General features: G+C 54.9%; 17 protein-coding genes. 1 reads left to right on the top strand and 16 read right to left on the bottom strand.

Annotation, left to right across the window (positions count from 1 at the left end; all coding sequences use genetic code 11):
- Nucleotides 1-4: 4 nt before the first annotated feature.
- Both QOL82_RS20380 and QOL82_RS20375 read right to left on the bottom strand, forming a co-directional pair.
- A complete protein-coding gene (locus tag QOL82_RS20380) occupies nt 5-484 on the bottom strand; it encodes a hypothetical protein (protein WP_283444144.1) in 480 nt (159 codons plus the stop codon).
- Complete coding sequence (locus QOL82_RS20375) at nt 484-1,623, bottom strand: AAA family ATPase (protein ID WP_283444143.1); 1,140 nt, start codon at nt 1,621-1,623, stop codon at nt 484-486. The genes QOL82_RS20380 and QOL82_RS20375 overlap by 1 nt, the downstream gene beginning before the upstream one ends.
- Before the next feature lie 223 nt (nt 1,624-1,846).
- Here QOL82_RS20375 and QOL82_RS20370 point away from each other — a divergent pair, with 223 nt between their 5' ends.
- Entirely contained in the window at nt 1,847-2,746 is a 900-nt protein-coding gene (locus QOL82_RS20370) for a hypothetical protein (RefSeq protein ID WP_283444142.1), read from the top strand.
- Between the two features lie 104 nt (nt 2,747-2,850).
- On the opposite strand, the gene QOL82_RS20365 is transcribed toward QOL82_RS20370, so the two are convergent.
- From QOL82_RS20365 to QOL82_RS20300, 14 genes are all read right to left on the bottom strand, one after another.
- Nucleotides 2,851-5,373 (bottom strand): tail fiber domain-containing protein, encoded by a 2,523-nt coding sequence (locus QOL82_RS20365; RefSeq protein WP_283444141.1) that lies wholly within the window; start codon nt 5,371-5,373, stop codon nt 2,851-2,853.
- A 20-nt stretch (nt 5,374-5,393) separates the two neighbouring features.
- Complete coding sequence (locus QOL82_RS20360; protein ID WP_283444140.1) at nt 5,394-5,915, bottom strand: hypothetical protein; 522 nt, start codon at nt 5,913-5,915, stop codon at nt 5,394-5,396.
- A gap of 75 nt (nt 5,916-5,990) precedes the next feature.
- The gene (locus tag QOL82_RS20355) at nt 5,991-6,641 is read right to left on the bottom strand and encodes a hypothetical protein (protein WP_283444139.1); all 651 of its coding nucleotides are present in this window, start codon (nt 6,639-6,641) and stop codon (nt 5,991-5,993) included.
- Between the two features lie 56 nt (nt 6,642-6,697).
- Nucleotides 6,698-7,501, bottom strand: coding sequence for a peptidylprolyl isomerase (locus QOL82_RS20350; RefSeq protein ID WP_283444138.1), 804 nt, complete (start codon nt 7,499-7,501; stop codon nt 6,698-6,700).
- Nucleotides 7,502-7,520: 19 nt separating this feature from the next.
- Nucleotides 7,521-8,012, bottom strand: coding sequence for a hypothetical protein (locus QOL82_RS20345; protein ID WP_283444137.1), 492 nt, complete (start codon nt 8,010-8,012; stop codon nt 7,521-7,523).
- The gene (locus tag QOL82_RS20340) at nt 8,009-8,851 is read right to left on the bottom strand and encodes a hypothetical protein (protein WP_283444136.1); all 843 of its coding nucleotides are present in this window, start codon (nt 8,849-8,851) and stop codon (nt 8,009-8,011) included. Before QOL82_RS20340 ends, QOL82_RS20345 begins: the two co-directional genes overlap by 4 nt.
- A gap of 2 nt (nt 8,852-8,853) precedes the next feature.
- Nucleotides 8,854-10,101 carry a type II secretion system F family protein gene (locus QOL82_RS20335; protein WP_283444135.1) on the bottom strand — a complete coding sequence of 416 codons (1,248 nt, stop codon included), beginning with the start codon at nt 10,099-10,101 and terminating at the stop codon, nt 8,854-8,856.
- A complete protein-coding gene (locus QOL82_RS20330; protein WP_283444134.1) occupies nt 10,101-11,846 on the bottom strand; it encodes a GspE/PulE family protein in 1,746 nt (581 codons plus the stop codon). The genes QOL82_RS20335 and QOL82_RS20330 overlap by 1 nt, the downstream gene beginning before the upstream one ends.
- Before the next feature lie 10 nt (nt 11,847-11,856).
- Nucleotides 11,857-12,681, bottom strand: a complete 825-nt coding sequence (locus QOL82_RS20325; RefSeq protein WP_283444133.1) for a hypothetical protein — start codon at nt 12,679-12,681, stop codon at nt 11,857-11,859.
- Between the two features lie 40 nt (nt 12,682-12,721).
- Nucleotides 12,722-14,146: a type II secretion system protein GspD gene (locus QOL82_RS20320; RefSeq protein WP_283444132.1), complete on the bottom strand. Its 1,425-nt coding sequence runs from the start codon at nt 14,144-14,146 to the stop codon at nt 12,722-12,724.
- Nucleotides 14,147-14,441: 295 nt separating this feature from the next.
- The gene (locus tag QOL82_RS20315; protein WP_283444131.1) at nt 14,442-16,364 is read right to left on the bottom strand and encodes a VWA domain-containing protein; all 1,923 of its coding nucleotides are present in this window, start codon (nt 16,362-16,364) and stop codon (nt 14,442-14,444) included.
- A gap of 292 nt (nt 16,365-16,656) precedes the next feature.
- Nucleotides 16,657-17,295, bottom strand: coding sequence for a hypothetical protein (locus QOL82_RS20310; RefSeq protein ID WP_283444130.1), 639 nt, complete (start codon nt 17,293-17,295; stop codon nt 16,657-16,659).
- 224 nt (nt 17,296-17,519) lie between these two features.
- Nucleotides 17,520-18,434, bottom strand: coding sequence for a hypothetical protein (locus QOL82_RS20305; RefSeq protein ID WP_283444129.1), 915 nt, complete (start codon nt 18,432-18,434; stop codon nt 17,520-17,522).
- Between the two features lie 124 nt (nt 18,435-18,558).
- Nucleotides 18,559-18,909 carry a hypothetical protein gene (locus QOL82_RS20300; RefSeq protein WP_283444128.1) on the bottom strand — a complete coding sequence of 117 codons (351 nt, stop codon included), beginning with the start codon at nt 18,907-18,909 and terminating at the stop codon, nt 18,559-18,561.
- Between the last annotated feature and the right edge of the window lie 30 nt (nt 18,910-18,939).

Genomic DNA, 18,939 nt, shown 5'->3' with positions numbered 1-18,939 from the left:
AGAGTTAAAAATCGAGAACGAAGCCGGGGTCGGCTGCATTGCTGCCCTGTGCAGTGACCTTTTCGAAGAACTTCAGATCCTGCTTTTGCTGGCGTGGCGCCGGCGGTGGTGGAGCGGACGGCACGGGCGATGTTACCGCCCTTGCCTTCTGCCCCAGTGTTCGCAATCCTTCCGCGATGGCCGACTGCTCCACATTGGATGGATCGTGCTGGTATGCCTTGCCAGACCGTCCTTCAGTCCATGCTTCGGCAAATTTGTAGGCTGCTTCCCTGCTGGCGAAATGCCCAATATAGAAGTAGCCTTCCCTGACCTTTTGCCGCGCTGTGTCCAGTCCATAGCCAGCAGCTTTCTGGTCGACCGTCCATTTCCTGTTGAGTGAACCCCAGAAAATGGTGTCTGCCTGGCCCGAGGACTCAAATCCCCAGGCCTTCGGCACTGCACTTGGCCCCTTTCCAGCATTGGGGTTGACGTACAGCTTGACCATCAGGCATCCGTAACGATGGTTTCCCACAGGTCCTGCACTGCCTTGCGTTCAGCCGCGGAACCGAAGTCCAGCAGCGTCATGTTCAGCGACTCGGTGAAGGCCGTCTTGCTGTCCATACCAGTGACATTGAACAGCTTGTAGCTCATCCCCCAGTTCAGCAGGTTGCGGGTAGTGATCGTAAATTCCAGCGGTTCACCATTCGCGCCTGCGTCCTCATTAATGCCGAGGAACAGGGAGCGCACCTTGCCAGCCAGTCTGGACATCGCAGTTGCAGCGACATCAGGCAGGCCGACCTGGTTCATCAGCAGTTCTTTCTCCTCCTCTTCCGACAGATAGCTCGCGTTGATCACGAAAAATCGATCGGTCGAGGCGATGTTCTGCCGCTTGGTGCCTTTGTACAGCGAAGCACTTCCGCCATTGCCGCCAGCAGAGCCGCGGCCGTTGGTATTGGCCGTAGCCGCGACCAGGGCGCCTGGTGCGATTTTGACCCGCTCCCCCGTTTCCGGGACAACGATGTCATCACCGTCCAGAACACAGTTCAGGCTCATTGCTACCGTTGGCAGCAGCTGATCCGACTCGTCAAGCACCAGAATGGCGTTGGGAGTGCGAGCCCAGCGCAGCACGGGTCCGTCGACAAATGTCATCTCGGGACCGACGCCGGTATTGCGTTTGATGCTGATGGCCAGCTTTTCGATCGCCTTGGCGATGCCCTGAATACCCTTCTCCAGTATCCCAGCGTCTTCCACCAGCTCGTCCTTGACGATCGGGCGACAAAGCTTCCAGGAGCCGAACAGTTGTGCCTGATCGGTGTCCTCGCTGCACTGGGTGCGAAACAGAGGACGGCCGGTTCGGGCTGCGAACTGCTTGACCAGCTCGGTCTTGCCGCATCCTGTTGGTCCGAAGATCATCAGGTTGCGTTTCATTTTCGCCTTGAAAAAGCCATCAGGCAGAGATGCCGCAGCGGCCCAGACCATCATTCGGCGCAAATTCTCGATCGTGAACTTGAAGCCGTCGATGACGGCTGGGGTATCAACGGTCGTGCCGAACACCTTGACCTGGGTTTTTGCAAACGCCGGATCGTCCAGACCAAAAACGTCCTTGACTGCCTTTTTTTCGACTGCTTGGATTGCTGCTTGCATGTGTTCTTCCACATCGGTTGTCCCGATGTGGTTCCATAGTGAGTGAGTTGTGGACGCGAAATTGCCGCGTTGGCGCAGGTCAGTGCGATTACCTTGCTCAACGTAATGCTTCACATGGAAATGCAACTTAGCGAAGGTTAATTACTCGAAAGCTACGCCGGATGGTATGCCTTCAGCCCAGCAAAGGCTTTTTGCTTAATTAAACATAGGTGAGAAAATCGAGATGGCAGACGAAAATGCGAATGAAAAAGTAGCTTCGTGGGAGAAAACAGTCGAGTGGGCCTTTGTCAGAAAATATCTATCAAATGCCGAATTTGCAGCACCAATAGACGGGGATCATGAAATCAGCGATGCAATTCTAGCGCAACGTGGTCAGTGGTTTTTGATTGAGTTTAAGCACACTGAAAACGAATTCAAGTCTGAAAGGAACAAGTATCCGACTTTATCCAACGAGCGAACATATAGCGTATTAAAAAGAAACTACCCAGTCGATAATGCTGTGATAGAAGAGATAAAAAAGATTAAGGAACGTCCCAAATGGCTTAATAGTATTGCCAACTATGAACACAATCTTAGGGGTGGTATAGAAAATAAGGAAAAGTTCAGGGAGGAATCGCTACTGGCGAAGGCTCAGAGGGCTTTAAAAGGATTGATAACGAGATACGCAGAAATAAATGGGGAATCTGAGAATAACTTAGAGCCACATTTCTTCGTCTTCTCAAACGATAATAAATTCGATCAACTTTTGGCTCATCCTTACTGGACTTACTGGCTCGATAATCTTAAAAAACCGAGAGAGAGGAAGACCTTTGATCCTGACCACATAGGTATGTATGGGCAAAATTATTACGCTTTTTCCGATTATGTGCGTGAATTAGCTCTGGCACGTGGCTATAACGTTGAAGAATTAGGAAATGGAGGTCAAACAGATTTTAAAGCCGTTGTGTTTGGTAGAGTCAGCGGGTTTACGCGCAACCGGGCCATTTCAATGTCGCTTAATACTTTCCTTTTGCTAGATAAAGATTTGGAGGCGGCTTATAAATTGTCCAATTCTTTAGAAACTAAACGACCAGCTAGAGCCGTTCACCAGCCGAAAGATCGCACACAAAATCCGCCAACTTGAAAAGAGTTAGAGAAATTGAAATGATTGCCAGTGTGACTTGCATATTTTATAAAAAGCTCATCAGGAAATGAGCTTTTTAGTTAAAACATTATGAAGTAATGAAGTTAATGTGTCCGAATCCAAGTCGTTTTCACCGCTTTATTTTCTGCCAGCAAACCTACTTGGTTGCCCCATGCCTGCACATCTATACCATTGCTGCTAATTGGTGTGACGACTACTTTAGTTCCGAGGGCGGTAACAGATGCAATGGCAATGCTCCCGTCTTCTGCAAAGGCATTCACCATATACTGCGCACCCTGCGGTGGATTGAATATCGGCTGAAAGCTCCCAGCACTGACAAACACTTCGGTCTCGCCAGACTTCACCATGCTGATACGCTCGACATCGATCTGATCCGCCTTCAATTTCTTGATTCGCACAGTCTCTGCTTCTAGTTGAGCCACAGTCAGCTTTTCAGTCTCGATCCTCTTGAACCGGGCTTCGTTGCCTTCGATTGCATTAATGGACACAATGAGCGTTGATTCGTCCTTTTTAGTGAAGTGCTGAAGAATTGCCTGTTGCTCCTTTATACCTTGCAGGAGTAAGGCAGTCATCTGCGCATAATTCACGCTCTTATAGCCATCTGCCGCGGTGCTGACCAATTCGGGAACATATCGTTCAACTTCCTGGGCAATGAACCCGACCTGGCGGCCTTCCGGCAAAGAGCGGGTTGGATGGGCCTTGTGATCAAAATAATAGTGGTAGCCAGAGATATTGGCGATCGTGGAAAGCGCATCTGAGATAGGCGTAATGTCCCGTTTTAACCGGGCATCAGAGTGGTTGTAAAAACCGTACGCATAGATGTTTGCAGCTTTGAAGTTCGCGTAGTCGCTGCCTGGCTGATTAATCACGGACAATGCAGCATCAGGATCAAGACGCAACTGAACAGCTGACGTTGCGCCCCAATGAAAGGCAAGTCGAGGAGCGCGTGCAATATCCGTCGATTGGCCCGCCTCATAGTTGTACTCACGTATCTGCAAGGCGGCAGACCAGAAATCATACCCATACACATTGGTGGAAAACAGAGATTGTGCCCTTGCCTGCTCGGTCAAGATTCGCGAGCCGGCGATAGCGCCAATGTTAGGCGTCAAATACGTGTTTGAGCCATAAACGCGTAAAGCACCTTCCGCCTGTAACTCTCTATTGAAGTAAAACAGGTTTCTGTCAGTGGTGAAATGGGCGAATCCGCTATTTTGCGATCCCATATCTACCCATCCGTAGGCGGTATTGACGCGCAGCGTCCCCCAGCTACCTTGAACCAAATTTGTAGGATTAGAAGTACCAGGCGCAATAGTTAATCCTGCATAATTTGCAACAAGGCCATTAATGCCCGAGCAGTCGTGATTGCTGTTGCCAATGCAAATCGATCCATAACTGTAGATGGATTTGCCCGCACCGATTGTTCCTGCGCCGACGTCATATGGAGCCTGATTCGCGCTGCCAATTTGGCCGGTCACGTTGACGGCCAGGCCTGCGTAGGGTGTGGTGAGGTTAACGCCAATCCGGCCGTCCTGAGTGATACGCATGCGTTCCAATACCCCGCCCGGGTTATTCGATGCCATGCCGGTACCAAATGCGATTCCGGCTGGCGCACCCGATGGGTTGAATTCCACATACGACATGTCAGTGCTGTCGACTTTGGACTGGATGCGGGTCGATGCTGAATCCCAGCCACCTCCATTCGCGAACCGGTAGGCCACGGTTCGCAGCATCGTCGTATTGGCACTGGTATAACTGGTATGGGCTATCTCCAATGTATTGCCAGCAGAAGTACCCAATGCACCGGCATGCACATGGAACATGGAGAGCGGTGTCTTGGTGCCAATTGAAACAGCGTTATTCGAATACCAGGTCGTGTTGTTTTCTGTAAGCCATGGCATGCCGGACCCGCTCCCACCGACCGGAACCCAAATTGCGGTAGTGGCATTCCACCGATAGAGCGCGTTCGTGTCTTTCGTAAGGCGCAATTGACCGTCTTTGAGCGCCGCCTGATTCAATCCCTGCAGAACAGACAGCGAAGCAACTGGATCGCCGAAATACAGCGTGCCGGAATTGCCTTGCTGGATTTGTGTTGTCGTATAGCTGACAACGAAGTCGTCCCCCGCCGCGCTGGCGCCGGCGGCGATGCTTGCACACGTAGTCGTAAAGACGTTGTCGACGCCTGCCGAAATCACGGCAATCACCGGCGCACCTGGTGCGCTCGGACTTCCAGTGATCCGATTGGTGCTGGCGCTGACAGAACCGTTATCCCAGGCACAGTAGCCCAGTCTGACGCCATACGAGTCAGTCTTGGGGGCGGCACTGGTCGTCGGGATGAAACCGCCGCCCACCGGGGCCCCGGTTCCTGGCAGCATGGCCGGTGTCTCCACGAAACCGTCACCATCGATATCCGAACCCTCAGAAGCCAGCGCGATTATGGCCTGCTGCACGGCGATTCGCTGGGTGGCAGAGCGCGTCATATCGGCCAGACCGGAGATCTCGCTGGCAGAGGCCGCATAGGTAGTGGCGTGGGCCAGCAACAGGATCGAAAAGGCCGAGACAGAGCATGCGGCTTTTGACGTGAAGGAAAACGGATATTTGTTCATCATGCGCCCGGGTATGGGGTCTTTTAGTTCATCAGGGTGACAGCGAGGGTGGAGCCGGAACGGGTCGCGCTCGTGCCGATCCTTGCCACAACAGTATCAAGCACGCCGATCGCATTGGCGTCCGATGTGCCAGCCACTGGGCTGATGGTGATACGAATGCCTGTGGAAGCGTTATACGAGTACGTCCAATTGTTGAAGCGCCGAGGCGCTGCAGGAAGCGTCAGGCCGCCTGTGCCGGACCATAGGTTCTTGTTCGTTGCCGGATTGCCAGGGCAAGTCAGGTCGGAGACAAGGGTGCTCGCCGGTGTGGCGGGGTAGCGGACATTGGTCACCGGGTCGCCGGCTGGGTAGCTGACCGCACAGGCGATGACACGGGCCCGGATGAGGGAAACCTGCTCCAGCAGAGCTTCTCTGGTTTCATGGTTCCACTGACCCAACTGGCTGGTACGCGACATCTTCGAATACGCCATGGTCATGAACGAAAGCAGGCTGATACCGATCAGGAGATAAGTAAAGATCAGACCCTGCTGCCTGGTGCGTTTCATGTTCTTCCTTCGTAAATTCACTGAACAAAAAAAAGGCCATCCATTTCAACTGGATGACCCCGGATCACGCGACGATCAGTTTTCGGCCAGTGCCTTGTAGTAGGCGTACTGGTTGTCGGAGGTCTTGATGCAGCCTTCAGGGCGTCCGTAGTAAGTCGTGGTGCTCGCAGCTACTGCGCTGTCATCGATAGCAGTCAGCGAGGTCCAACCGGCATTCGAACCCCCAGAGGATGCAGGCGTTGCGTTCAGGCCGTCGTTGTACAGGGTGTTATTGATCTGCTGGCAAACAGCCAGCGAGATATTGCCGACCGTAACAACGCCGTCGGCTACGCTGGCGGAGCCGATGTTGGGAAGCTTGATGTTGTTGTTGTAGGTGAAGGCCGGCGTGCCGCTTACCACAGCGCCGGCGGGAGGCGTATGCAGGACCGCGTACTGCGCACCTTGAGTCGGGTTGAACAGGCCCGTCGTGGTGTTATTGTCGAACGTGATCTGGCTGGCGGTGACGGTGCCGGTGGTCAGCAGCCGGTCAAAGCCCGCTTTGAAGTCGCTGGCTTGCTTGATCAGCACGGAGGCGTTGGTCTTGGCGCCCTGATCGGTCACGCCCGAAGTGCTGTTACGACTCATCTTGCCCATCGCGCCCATGACGACGGCCATCAACAGGATGGCCACGAACAGAGGTCCGACAAAACCGCTTTGTTTTTTGCTGCTCTTAAATGTCTTTTTCATAAAAACTCCAAGTGAGGTAAAAAAAATGGCACTGCTGACTACAAAACTGCGACGACTTACCCTTTCAATTCGATCTTTGCCTCCTTACGCAAGGACTGGATCTCCTGGGAAAGCCGGTCGTTGATCAGGTAGGTCCGAATTTCTTCCTTGACCTTGTCAAGGGATGGTTTCGGGACGTCTTTTGTCTCTTCTACGAAGGCAACCAGGACGCCCTCGCGGACCACCGTTGGTGCGAGCGCCTCGCCGGTCTTCATTCTTTTCAGGACCTGGCCAAGGTTGTAGGGAATCTCCGGCATTGCAATGAAATGGTCCCCGTCCTTCTTGATGTAGGAAAACTTCGCAAGCGCCTCCTTGCCTTCCTGGCTGGTTTTTCTGGCGCTGACGGCTTCATAGGTCATCTGCGCATCTTTGGCGTCCGACGTCACGAACACCCGCACTTTCATCAGCCGCGAATCTTCGGCCGTGATTTTCGTTTCATAGACCGCGGCAATGTCCGCATCGGTGACTGCGCTACGCAGCGCAGCGGTGCGCTTGGCGGCATAGAGCTGGAAAAGGATGTCGGCGCGCGCCGCTTCGATTGCGGCTTTCGCCTCGCCGGCGAACTGCCTTTCGGCCGCCTGCGAGACGACTTCAAGGGTGATGCGCCGGTCCAGCGCATTGGTGCGGTCAAGACCGTTCTGCAGCATGGGCACGAGCGCCGCTTCAGCTATGCCGTGTCCGTTGACCGAGGCAACGACAGCAGCCGGTACTGGTCGGGTTTCCGCGTTAGCGGTAGCGGAGAAGCTGTAGGCGGCACCCACGGTGCCTGCAATGCCCAGCGCTGCGACCGCGCCGATAATCGCTTTTTTGGTGATTTTCATAGTGATTCACTGATCAGGGTTATTGAATGGCTACTTGCTGCGTGAACGCCTTCAGTTCGGCATAGGCGGCTTCTCCGCCTTCGCACTTTTTCAGGCAGATTTTTTCGGCATTCCACATCAGGCCCGGCTGGTATGCCTGCATCGTGGATATCAGGTACAGCCACTCGGGCATCAGGGCTGCGTCCGTGACGGAGACGGTCAGGGCGTTCTTATCCTTGTTCAGGTTCACCACCACACTCGGGTTTCCCTGGCTGACGATGCGCCGGGCATCCTCATAGCCGACAGCGGTGAGCGGTACCTTGTTGATGGTGGCCGACCTGGTCATGGCGTAATCGGCCTTTGCCGCGGCGGATTTGGTCGAAAGGACCAGGACCTGCTCAACTTGGCTAAAGGCAAACCATGAGGTCAGCAATGCAGCTGCGACGACAGTAGGCGTGGCCACGCTGACGAACTTCGCACTTGCGGCAATGGAGGCAGAAAGCGACTTGAGGTTCGGGGACAGGTTTCTCATTTCACGACTCGAATGATGTTGTTGGCGGTGTCTTTGTCGGCCCGGGTGCCAGTGCCGAGGGCGTTGATGTAGTCCTGGGTGACCCATTCAGGCAGGCTGACGGTAAACGACTCGTTGCTGCCCTTCATTTCATAGGCATCAATCCAGCCGCCGGCACGCACCACAGTCGAGGAGATTTTCTGGAACTGGGCGAGTTGGCGGGAGAGCGGGGAGGCATGCTCAATCTTCATCACGACCGAATTAAGCTGGTCGGCAGTTTTGGTGTTGTCGCTCCTGAGTTGAGCGGCCATCACGCCTTCAGTGACCATCGCCCCGAGTCCAATCACGGCGGCAGCCGCTGTGACGACGGCGCCGATCTTGATGGTGCGCACAGAGAACTGGTCCGCCATGCGGCGGTACCGGCCAACAGCCGACTCCAGAGCCCACGGCTTGGCCTGCTCCACGTTATGGACGGGCAGGTTTAAATCGTGGATATAGTTGAGAACGACATCCGCCTTGTTGGTCAGCGCCTGGAATTTCTCGCCGTCCTTGATGATCGCGCAGGAAAAACCTTCGTTCTCGAGCAAATAGACGCCCTCCCCCTTGTGGTCGGGATGGCCAGGAAATGCGGCTGCAAGCGGCGTCTCGAACTTGCCGGATTCATGTAGCGCGGCAGATGGGAGCGCAAAAAAGTAGGCATGAAGGCCGTCCGCCGACAAGCCCACCAGCGTATGGAGCTTGTCAGTGTGCAGGACTTCGCGTGATATCAGGAAGATGCTCTTTTCGACGTCGCCAGAGTGGTTGATGACGCTTCCAGCCATCATGGTCGAGTAGATCGGGCCGAGGGGAATTTTGTTCATGATTAGCCTTTCAGTCCGGACAGAAGCGAGTCGTTCTGAATCCAGATGACATACACAGAGCCGAGAACGGCCACGGTGAGATAGAGGGCGGTTGCAAAGAAGGAAACGACGCCAAACCGCTTGGAGGCCTTGGCAGCCATGTAGCCGCGGCGTTCGGCGATCGTTGCAAACGAGGTCGCCAGCTGGGCCCGGTCGGTATGCGCACTGACCAGCAGGCGGTCGGAGTTATCCAGCATGGGCTGGGACAGCATCGCGGCAACCGAGTCGCCGTTTTCCGAGCGCACGCGGGCCTCACCCCAGTAGCGCATGACGCCCGGCACCCTGGAGCTTTTTTCGGCAATCGCAATTGCCGCATTCAGGTGAACGCCGCCCTTGACGAGGGACGCGGCCACCTTGAAGGAGTTGGCGACGGCCGAATGCAGGATTGCCTTGCTCAGGACCGGCACGTTCATCACCTTGTCGTCGACCCAGGTGCGGAAACGCTTGTCGCGGTCAAAGTAGGCATAAATTGCCATCACCACGACAAAGAACAGGCCAAATGTCCCCCACATCATGACGTCGGAAAACACCATCGCATAATGGATTGCCTGCAGTATTTCCTGTGTTTTTGCCGCTGGCGCATCGACTGGCATGTTGTTGAGCATCATGGGCAGCAAGCCATAGCGGTTACTCACCACGGTGCTGATGGCCATGAAAATCTCGATTGCCGCCATCGAAGCCATCCCGGTGAGCAGCTTGTTGTTTACGGCACGAGATTCCAGGTGCTCGACAGCGGTACGCAGCGCCTCGGTGAGCGTGCCGGTCCGCTCGCCCGCTTCCAGAATTGCCAGCGTCGATTCATTGAAAAAATCAAGACTGACAAGGGCTTCAATAAAGCCGCCGCCGCGCTTGATGATGGCGTGGGCGCCGTTCAGATGGGCGCGGGTGCTGGTCGTGTCGGATTCAATGACGGTTTCCAGTGCGCGTGCAGCCGACATCGAGGTGCAGTTGAAATGGATAGCCATCAAGAACTGCTTCTTGTATTCGGCCGTCACCCGGTTAAATGCACTGAAGCGCGGCTCGACCGGCGCGACATCGACGGGGATGCCTCCCTGACGCCGGATGGACGAAATGACTTCTTCTTCGTTCTCTCCCACGATCAAATCCCGATGCCGGAAGTAGCCGCGCGCCTTGCGGTCCTCAACCGCATTGGCGTCGGCCCGCACCTTCAGCAGGTAATCGACCCGGTAGCTGCGCAACTGGTTGAACATCAGATCAGCTCCTTGGCCGCACCTTTGAGTGCGGTGGCCAGATCGATCACGCCGGTCTCCTGCAGGCGGCCGAGCGAATCCTGGCGGGACTTGATGGTGATTCCCGGGATTTCTTTGAGGCGGGAATAAGCTTTCGCGGCATCAAATACCACGGCGGTAAGATCCGCACGGGTTTGCGAATCCGTGGAAATGATCAGTGTTTCGTGGGAGGCAACACGCCCGTAGTAACCAAGATTGCGGCAGCGTGGGCAGCCGGTGGCCTTGCGCAGTGCGGAGGTCTGGCTGAGGTGGATTTGCCGGTAGGCGGCTTTTTCAACCGTCTCGGCAATTTCCGCTTCGCTCTTGACAGGGGCCGCGCAAGTGCACAGCGTCTTGACCAGGTGCTGGCTGACCACCACCCGCAAATTGTTGGCCAGCATGTACAGGGCGCTCGACTTCGACGAGCCTTCCGCGAAATTGGTGACGCGTTCGAAGGTTTCAGCCGGATTGTTAGCATGGATGGTGGCCAGCACGAGGTGGCCAGATTGCGCGAACTGGAGCGCAGCCATCATCGTGTCGCTATCGCGGATTTCGCCGAGGATCAAGACGTCAGGGTCCTGGCGCAGCATCGAGCGCTCGACATCCAGAGCTTGCTGGTTCAAGTGCGAGTTGAGCTGGATCTGCCTGGTGAACGGAAGAACATATTCGACAGGCTGCTCGACGGTCAGAATATTCGCCTCATCCCGTGGGAATTCCTGTGCCAGGGCATACAGGGAGGTCGTCTTGCCAGATCCAGTCGGACCGGAGAACAGCACGAGGCCGCCCGTTTTGCCCTCGACGCGGGAAATGTTCCTGAACAGCTGCGCCATATCCGGCTGGTTGGGAAAAAGCTCATCGAGCGTGATAAGTGCATCCGGGTCCAGAACACGCAGCGTCATGGTCTCGCCCCCGACGACAGGCTGGGTAGCTACCCGGAAATCAATGATCCGGCCTCTAACTTCGACGCTCAGACGCCCGTCCTGGGCGCGGCGGTCGTCAGACGCGTCCATGTTGGCTTCGGTCTTGAGCCGCATAAAAAGGGCTGACATCAGGTTAGCCGGTACCAGGTGGGTCTGTTCCAGAGTGCCGTCGATCCGGTGGCTGATCCAGGCTTCGGGATCGGGCTTCTTGTCCAGGTGGATATCCGATGCGCGCAGGTCAATTGCCTCGATCAGCATCGCCTGATAGGCCTGGCGCAGCATGACGCCATTGATGGCTTCCACCTTCATGCGGGTTAGCATCGCATCGAAAGAGTGTTCGCCGGTGGATAGGCGGGTCAGGGTTTCGTAAATGTCCGTGCGGTCGGTTGGGATGATCTTGACGTTCGCGACCTTCACTTCGCAGGCGCGCAAGATCGAAGCAATCTGGCGGTCTGTCAGCGGCGTGGCCGACTTCATCTCCAGTGTTTCGTTGGTCACACGCAGCGGGTAAATCTGGTACTGCCTGCATACCTGCACAGGGAGAATCTTCTGGAACAGGCTGCTGGTGGCGCCGCCATCGGCGTCGGAGCTGACTTTGACGATCGCGCCCTTGGAGACAAAGCGGTTGCGTACAAGGATTTCTTCGATGAAGAAGGTGCGGCCCTGCTCGCGCCAATAAGCCTGCTGGCGCAGGCAAATGCTCAGTTGCGACGGGGAGATCAGGCCAGCGGCGATGAGGGCTTGTCCGCGGGCGGATGCCTCTCCGCTCCCAAATTTGTTCAACATCAGCTGCTCTGAATGATTCATCGTCAGGTCCTTAGTACGCAGGAGTCGGAGCAGCGCCCGCTACGCCATTGGGCGACGAGCCATTGGAACCGTTGATGCCGTTGCTCGATACCAGCGGCCTTGTTTCCGGAGAAATCGTTGCCTTGTAGGCAGGATCAGGTTTTTCGAGAACGATCTGCGACGGGACGGACGGTGCTTGAGACTCCACCTCGCCCATGAACACGACCTGAACCGGCTGAGCCCCTTTTTTCTTGTTCGATCCAGCGCCGCCATTGCTGTAGTAGTAAAGCGACACGCGCCCACCGCTGACTTTAGGCACCAGCGTGACGGACGAGCCAAGGAATTCAATCGCCTCGCCGTCCCTGACAATCAGGCTGTCCGCGCGGCCTACCGCACCCAGACCCGGCGTAGCCTGGCGGGACACGGCACCAGCCGTTGCTGGCGCGACCGATGCCTGTGCCGATGAGTTTTGGACAGCTGCACCACGTCGCAGAACAGCCTGGTCGCCAACCGTGGCAGAGACATAGAACGCATCAAAACGCTGGCGCAGTTCGGTGATGACTGCGTCGGGCTTGCTCTCCTGACTCACAACCGGTGCGGTACGCAAAAAGTCGGACGACACTGGAGGCGGCACACTTGAACGGCTGGCATTCGGCGGCGGGCTGCCGGGACCTTGCGGAAGCGGGCTGTTCAGGTTCTGCGGGTCGCTGGCCACGGGCTGCTTGACCGGCTGCGGCCGCATGAGCGGATTCGGGATTTGCATTTGCGCATGGCTAGCGTCGGCCAAAAGCAGCGCTCCAAGGCCGGCCAAGGTGCAGAGCACGGTCGAAAATTGTTTTTTCATGTTGGAATCCATGGGTGTTTTTCTTGGGGAACTCGGGGTTGGACGGGACGAATTACCCGCCTGCAGCGCGAGTCGGGGTGACGACGCCGACAGCGGCCGGGGCTTGCGCCGACTGCTTTTTCCCTTTGAAAAACACGACCTTTGAGCGCAACGCCAGCACCAGTTCGGAGCGCACCACTTCTTTTGTGACGCTGTTTTCCGAAACTCCACGGTTGTCATTGCGTGTTTCGCGGTCCGTCGTAATACCGCCCAGCAGGACCAGATCGCCAGGGCGCGAGCGGATGACATTTTCGATTTCCCGGTCGGCAGCGTCCGGCAGGACGAGATCGATGCCCAGCGCGGTGAATTTGTTGAAGCGCACGATCTCAGAGAGGCTCATCTTGAGCTTGGTGTAGACAGTGTTGTCGCTGTAGTCACCGTACAGGGCCAGTTCCAGGCCCGTGCGCAGGTCGCGGGTTTCCGTGGTCACCTGATTCAGGCTGGTGGAGAAGTTGGTGCCGATCTTGCTCACGTAGGTCGTTGACTGGCCGACCCGCAAAGCACCCTTGGAGCCCGTAATGACGGACAGTCGGGGGCGTGAAATCGCCTTGACGTTGCCTTGGGTCTGGAGGAAGTCGATCAGGCTGTCGATGGTCAGCTTGCTGGATGACAGAATGAGGTTCATTCCTAACGCATTGGCAGTTGCGGACACCGTGGTCCCGACTGCGGTCCCAACAGCGGCGGCTGCCGTCTGCTGTGCGCCAGTGGTGCCTGAGGTGATGCCCGACGCAGCTGCGGTCTGGGTGGGAGCGGAAGCAGGAAGGCCGTTGCGGTTGTAAGCCAGCTTGTTCCAGGAAATGCCGATATTGGAATTGTCCTTGAGATCGACCTGGAAGATGTCGATGGAATAGACAATCAGTGCACGGTTTTCACGCACCTTCTGCAGGTAGCTCTCAATGCGGGAAAGTGCCTTGCGATTGGTCTTGAAAACCAGCGAGCGATTCAGGCGGTCGACGTACGGGTCTTTGGCGCCAAGATGCTGCAGCGTGTTGGCCAGGCCTGCGGCATTGTCTTCCGATAGCGCTGGCGGCAATTCGACGATGAATTGCTGCTCCTGCTGCAAAAAGAGGGTGTTGTTTCTGACGCTGTAGAAGATGCCCATCGAATCGGCCAGCGTTTCCAGGACATCCCGGAGCGACCCTTTCAGATCGAAGACCGCCGCGGCGCCGAACCGCTCGCTCGTCTTCGGCCCGCCTTCGATATTGAGTGACAGGCCGGCATCACGGGCGATCAAGGTCAGCGCATCGTATATGCCAGATTCGGTGACGTGAATCGGCTTGACCAGGCGATCGGGCACGACCCCGGCTTCCTCCACCGGGCGCAGCATGAATACATCCTCAGCATTGAAGCCGGCATCCAGATCCATGGTGGTTTCGTTACCGCCATCGACAACGGTTTGCACCGTCGTGTCATTCCGGGTCACGGTGGTCGGCTCCATGGACTGGCGTGGGAAAGTGGCAGAGCAACCGCCGAGGGTGGCTGCTATCAGGAGTGCTGCAGTCGACTTCTTGAGGATGGGGTGCATTGCTCGGTGGAAATATAGTTGAATGACGCGAATCATACCTTACAAATAAATGTAATACAAAGGGTATGTAAAACAATTTTAGAGCTTGTAGCGGTCGACAACACTTGCAAGCTTGAGAACAACCGGGGAGCGGGGAAATACCGTGAGGATGAAGCGGATACACAGGCAAAAAGAAACCCCTCGTTCGAAACGAGGGGTGGGGTGGTATTTAAGAAAATGCCGCTTCAAGCGAGCCGAAAACCGCTTCGGCAAGCTGATGCGGGTTGGTCGCCACGCCAAATGCAGCGGAAAGACCACGGTAATAGTGCTCATACTCTTTGTCGATAAGGACAAAGCGTACTTCGACACCGAACCGTTTTGCTTCTTGGATGGCTGCTTCAAGCACGTTGAGGTCGCCCGGATCGCCATCTGTTGTGACACAGAGGATTTTCCGGCTTTCCTTTCGGTCCATAAGGCGTTTGAGCGCCCAGACGACTGCCAGGTGGGTATTGGTGCAATCCCGGGCCGCCGCGGTGAACAGATTCAGGGTTTTGGCCCAGTCTCCGTCCATTGGCTGCCATTCGCGCACAGAAGTGCTGTAGCTGGCCAGGCCGAACGGAATGCTGGCGTTATCGCAGACTTCGCCGGCGGCGACTGCTACCCGCCCTGCTGCTTCCCGGCGCGTGATGTTGCCGAACGTCTCTCCCATGCTTGCGGATTCGTCGTTCAGAAAATACAGGCATGTATCGAGCTCCTCGCTGCGGCTCTTTTTCTGAAAAACCCGCAAATCGCCAGTCGCTACCCGCGCCACCTTGTTCGGCCGCAGCCGTCCTTCGGTGGAACTGGATCGCTGCACCATTGAATGCGCCTCGAGCAGCTCTTCCATCTTCAGCGCCAGAGTAGCCGCTGTCGAACGTGCCGCGCTTCGCAACTGGGCCCGATGTTCCGGAGGCCTGACGTTGTTTGGCGCATCGACTTCCCGCATTTCATTGGTGTGACTGCCACCTGAAGCCTGTTGCATCGCTTCGTTGCCCTCGCACAGGACATCTTCCAATCCCTTGCCATAGTTGCCGGCATCAGCATCGGTCGAATCCAGTACGTCGGCAATTGCCTGTTGCAAGTCGTCGTAAGACGGCTCGTAGACGGCAGAGCCTGAACCCGGATTGCCACCATTCTGGCCAGTGGCACCAGAGGTGTCGTCAGCGCTCATGTTGCCAGTACTGCCGTCGCCGGCGTCCTGATCCCCTGAATTGCCGGCATTGCCCTGGTCACCCGGTCCATCTTGGTCGCCTCCGTCGCCTTGATCATCCTGGCCATTCTGCTCGTCCGGGTCTCCCTGGTCGCCAGTCTGGTCCTGATCGCCTTGGTCTTGATCTCCCTGGTTGCCCGGTTGATCCTGATCGGAGGCGTTGGCCTGATCGTCGCCGTCGCCTTGTCCCGTCCCATCTTGCGGCGGTGGGGGTGGCGGCTCTTTTGCGGCCAGTTCCAGTAGTTCCACAATGCGCTGTGATGCATTTGCTGCGCCTTGTGTATCCGCTGCATGAGCTGCTTTGAGTGCTTCCGCTTTGACCTGAGCCGTCAACTTTGTTCCGAAAGTCTGAATAGCCAGCTTACGGTACGCGACTGAAAAGCCCTCCAGGCATTTCTGGCCCAGCAACTCCGAACGAAGCTCCGTAACCAGCCAGCCAAAAAGAATTTCAGCAGGGTGTAAGGTTGAAGCATCAGCGTCGGGCCCCTTGAAGATACCGCGTTGCGTCAGGATCTCGATGCCCTCCCGGATTACCTTCTTGGAACCGCCGTACGACTTCGAGGCAAGCAACTCCCCTCGCGCGTCTTCCAGTGGGTTTGTCAGGCGCCCAGCAAGGCCGGGAGGCAGCTTGACGCCAAAGTCCGTGTTATTGCCATGGCAGAGGATTTCATGCGCCACCAGAGCGCGCAGAAGGATTGCATCCTCTTCGGTCCCGGTTGCCGCCATGTTACTGAGCTTCATAACAAGCCCTTTATCGTTTTGCGGATCAGGGCCGATGGAAGCAGTTGGCATGTTGCTCCACTCAATGCGAATGGGCCTGCCTGCACGCTTTACCTCGTCAAGAAGCAGGTAGGTGTACAGGTACAGGTGCCGCATCGAAGTCTTCTGTGTTGCGCGTGTCATCAACATCTCCTTAGTGAACAAAGATGGCCATCGTGAGGAATCACGTTCGCCGGATAAGGGGAGATGTCAGACAGGGAATTAGAAAACGGTGGTGTGTTGAGTGTTGAGGTCACCAGCAGGAGATGTTTAGCCCAACGAGTCGGCCCAACTTAGCAACGGTGGAGAGGACCTGTAACGTCTGCTTCCCATCATCAAATTAGTTAACGACAACTTTCCTCAAATGATTTCGCAACAAGGGGACTATGCAAAAGAAAAATTACAAGTCATCGCTATTAAATGTTTTATGGGTTGCCTAGAAAGCGTCAGCCGGAAGTTGCCTTGTAGGGAAGTTGCCATCCAATGTTCCTTCAAGTGTCAAGGTATGGCCAATAATTGATTTCCCGTCGCTATAGAAATTTAACGGAGCATTTCCCTGTTGGACCGTTGTTCCGTTTCCGAAAAGCTTTGTCTCTCCATACCATTTTTCGCCAGATGCAATGTTCGCCTTGTAAAGGCCTAATGGAATTTTTATGGAGGCTTTTTCACCGGATCGGACAAACACGGAAAGCACTGGCTGTCCTGTATTTGCGTCTACCATTTTCACCAAATGGCTGGTTTTGTTCAAGCCTGATGACTTGGCGACAACGGAGAAAGAAGCGACTAATGGAGCACTATGGCCAAGTTGATAGAGCGTTACGTCCCCTGTCGCTGGCATCGGCATTTGTTTTGCTGAAATCGGTAGGAAGCTTGGCCAGTTAATAGGCGCCTTATCGGGTGCAATTTTATGGGTAATAAACGTTCCTACCGAAAGCATAACGACAAAAAACAATACGCTTTTTCCGAGTCCTGAAGGCTTTTCACTAGGCATGCGGAAGGATCCTTTTTTTCTTGATTGCCGCTGCGTTTGTGTTCGATGGCGCTCGTGCATATAGTCTCGATCCTGAATGCCCATTAATTCCTCACTTATGCAAAGCCAGTCGGAAAGCCATAAAACATTTTTTCGACCGGGATTTCAAGACCAGCGGGTGTGCAGCACTAATTGCGCCAACGAGAAACGGAAAATATCCAGTATCAATTCTTTCTTGTTTCCATTGGCCCAGATAATGCCGTCGCACATCTCGACTGGTTGCTGACTACGTTGAATATGGTCCTCGATGAGGATCGGATACCCTCTGCTTATCTGACTTTTTTAAATACGACGTCATACATTACCCCCTGCTGTACCATGTTGTTCACTTGGCGAGGTAGACGATTGGATACTATCCATCCTTGCTCCAGGATGGTGCTGTAATTGTGAGTTCCGTAATTTGGACACTCAAATCGATTTTTTTCTACATTGCCAAAGAATATTGCGCGGCAAAATTCTTCAGTGCCTTTTGCTGCTTTGTTGAGTTCTTGCACCTGACCCGCAACTTGCTTCTCAGAAGCCTTGTTCGCTATGTCGAATTCCTTCCTAAGTTGCGCGATGGACTGTTGGTTGAACTGGCGTCTGGCAGCGAAATCGGCTTTTAATTTCTGTAGCTCGGCATCCCTGATGATTTGTATGTTGGTAGCAGAACTCGATTGCGGAAGCAGGATGCTTTGCTGGAACGTTTTATAGAAGTCATTACTATGTTCAGACAGATTCTTTCCAATCGTACGACTGAATAAATTGTTCGAGTAGATAGTTGTTAGAGGGACTGACGCACTAGGGTTAGGCCAGTGAGAACATTCCTTCTGTCGATTACAAAAATTTAGTATAGGAGCGGAGGGATTTTTTCCGTAGTAATCCGTCGACCATTTCTGTTTGCTTCCATCAACCATGGTCACTTCGACCATAGGTCCACCTCGTGGACTATCGTTGCGGATGAAAGCAACTTCCTTGAGGTTATAGAGCTTTCCACCAGCTTCGAAGGCAATCACGCGGTCACTATCCTCGTTCATGGCGTATATAGTGCGGTCAGATGAGTCCTTCACTGCCACTGCCACACTGTTGTCGTCATAAACTTTGAGAGTGCTTAGCTTGTCTTGTTTGATTTGCTCTGGATTAGAACTAGCGCAGCCAGCAAGTGCGACGATAAGAGGAATCAGGTGCAGTGGTGTTTTTTTCATTTTAAATCGAAGTATGAACAAGTAAGGTTTGTTAATTAAATATCATCGAAAAAAGCGTAGTTTCTTGGAGCCTTAATCGAAAAGATTGTGGACTCATGCATTCCATTTTGGGTTTTTGCCTGAGTTATGCGTGGCCGGCCGGGAACACATAAAGGGCTTTGGCGACCGCAAATTCCTTCACCAGCGGATGCGCAGTACTGATCGCCCCATCGAGGAACGGGAAAATGTCGACTTTTGCTTCCAGCGTCTTCGCGTCCACGTAGACGTTGGCGGCGTACATGTCGAACTGCCACATGAACAGGTGCCAGTATTCGTCGTTCGGCGGCGCAAAGATGTTCAGGCCGTTGCTGCGCAGCGCCGCATCGAGCGAAAACAGCATCGACTGGATGGGGATGCGGGGCGGCTCACCACCGTCCATCGACGCGGGGTGGATGAAGTTGGGAATATTGAAGTCAGGCAGAAAATCGTGGTCCATAGTATTTAGTAGGTTAATTTGTATTTATCG

It is taken from the genome of Noviherbaspirillum suwonense, assembly GCF_900182955.1.
GTDB lineage: Bacteria > Pseudomonadota > Gammaproteobacteria > Burkholderiales > Burkholderiaceae_D > Noviherbaspirillum_A > Noviherbaspirillum_A suwonense.
The sequence above is the reverse complement of the archived record's forward strand: the minus strand, read 5'-3'. Positions and strand labels throughout refer to the sequence as shown.